This window comes from Vogesella facilis (assembly GCF_042648525.1).
GTDB classification, from domain to species: domain Bacteria; phylum Pseudomonadota; class Gammaproteobacteria; order Burkholderiales; family Chromobacteriaceae; genus Vogesella; species Vogesella facilis.
Genome location: NZ_JBHRXN010000018.1, coordinates 1 through 1,888 on the forward strand (window position 1 = coordinate 1; position 1,888 = coordinate 1,888).

Here is a 1,888-nt window from a genome sequence, read left to right on the forward strand (position 1 = left end):
GCGGCGGCGCCGCTGATGTCGACGCTGAATACCGCATCGCTACCCTCGGCCACGGTCACGTCATTGACCTGGATGCTCGGGGAATCGTTATCGACGATGGTGGCGGTGGCGGCATCGCTGTAGTCGCTGCCATTGCTGCTCAGGGTCGCGGACAGACCGAAGGTCTCGTCGGCCTCGTCGAAGCTGTCATTCACCGTAGTGGTGCTGATCAGCAGGGTGTGGTCGCCCTGGGTCAGACCGGTGATGGTGCCGGTGTACGGGGTCCAGGTGGCGCCGCCATCGGTGCTGTACTGGAAGTTCAAGCGACTGTAGTCGGCCGGGCTGGCGGCAGAACCATCGGCCATGGTCAGCACCAGCGAGCTGCCGTCGGCGGCGCCGGTGATGTGCAGGGTGAATACCGCGTCGTTGCCTTCCGGCACGGAGATGTCGCCGGTTTCGGCATCGCTCACGAACTGGATGGTCGGCACATCGTTGTCGACGATGGTGGCGGTGGCGGCATCGCTGTAGTTGGTGCCATTGCTGCTCAGGGTAGCGGATAGACCGAAGGTCTCGTCGGCCTCGTCGAAGCTGTCATTCACCGTAGTGGTGCTGATCAGCAGGGTGTGGTCGCCCTGTGTCAGACCGGTGATGGTGCCGGTGTACGGGGTCCAGGTGGCGCCGCCATCGGTGCTGTACTGGAAGTTCAAGCGACTGTAGTCGGCCGGGCTGGCGGCAGAACCATCGGCCATGGTCAGCACCAGCGAGCTGCCGTCGGCGGCGCCGGTGATGTGCAGGGTGAATACCGCGTCGTTGCCTTCCGGCACGGAGATGTCGCCGGTTTCGGCATCGCTCACGAACTGGATGGTCGGCACATCGTTGTCGACGATGGTGGCGGTGGCGGCATCGCTGTAGTTGGTGCCATTGCTGCTCAGGGTAGCGGACAGGCCGAAGGTCTCGTCGGCTTCGTCGAAGCTGTCATTCACCGTGGTGGTGCTGATCAGCAGGGTGTGGTCGCCCTGGGTCAGGCCGGTGATGGCGCCGGTGTAGGCGGTCCAGGTGGCGCCGCCATCGGTGCTGTACTGGAAGGTGCCGCTGCTGTAGTCATCCGGGCTGAGGGCGGTGCCATCGGCCATGGTCAGCACCAGCGAGCTGCCGTCGGCGGCGCCGGTGATGTGCAGGGTGAACACCGCATCGTTGCCTTCCGGCACGGTGATGTCGCCGGTTTCGGCATCGCTCACGAACTGGATGGTCGGCACATCGTTGTCGACGATGGTGGCGGTGGCGGCATCGCTGTAGTTGGTGCCATTGCTGCTCAGGGTAGCGGACAGGCCGAAGGTCTCGTCGGCTTCGTCGAAGCTGTCATTCACCGTGGTGGTGCTGATCAGCAGGGTGTGGTCGCCCTGGGTCAGACCGGTGATGGCGCCGGTGTAGGCGGTCCAGGTAGCGCCGCCATCGGTGCTGTACTGGAAGGTACCGCTGCTGTAGTCAGCCGGGCTGAGGGCGGTGCCATCGGCCATGGTCAGCACCAGCGAGCTGCCTGCGGCGGCGCCGGTGATGTGCAGGGTGAACACGGCATCATTGCCTTCCGGCACGGTGATGTCGCCAGTTTCGGCATCGCTCACGAACTGGATGGTCGGTACATCGTTGTCGACGATGGTGGCGGTGGCGGCATCGCTGTAGTTGGTGCCATTGCTGCTCAGGGTAGCGGACAGACCGAAGGTCTCGTCGACCTCGTCGAAGCTGTCATTCACCGTGGTAGTGCTGATCAGCAGGGTGTGGTCGCCCTGGGTCAGGCCGGTGATGGCGCCGGTGTAGGCGGTCCAGGTAGCGCCGCCATCGGTGCTGTACTGGAAGGTGCCGCTGCTGTAGTCATCCGGGCTGAGGGCGGTGCCATCGGCCATGGTCAGCA

At 64.6% G+C, this 1,888-nt stretch carries 1 protein-coding gene; it reads right to left on the bottom strand.

Features of this window, described 5'->3' with window-relative positions; translation table 11 throughout:
* The coding region (locus ACFOLG_RS07750) for a beta strand repeat-containing protein (RefSeq protein WP_386090376.1) at positions 1–1,888 on the bottom strand (1,888 nt) is incomplete at both ends.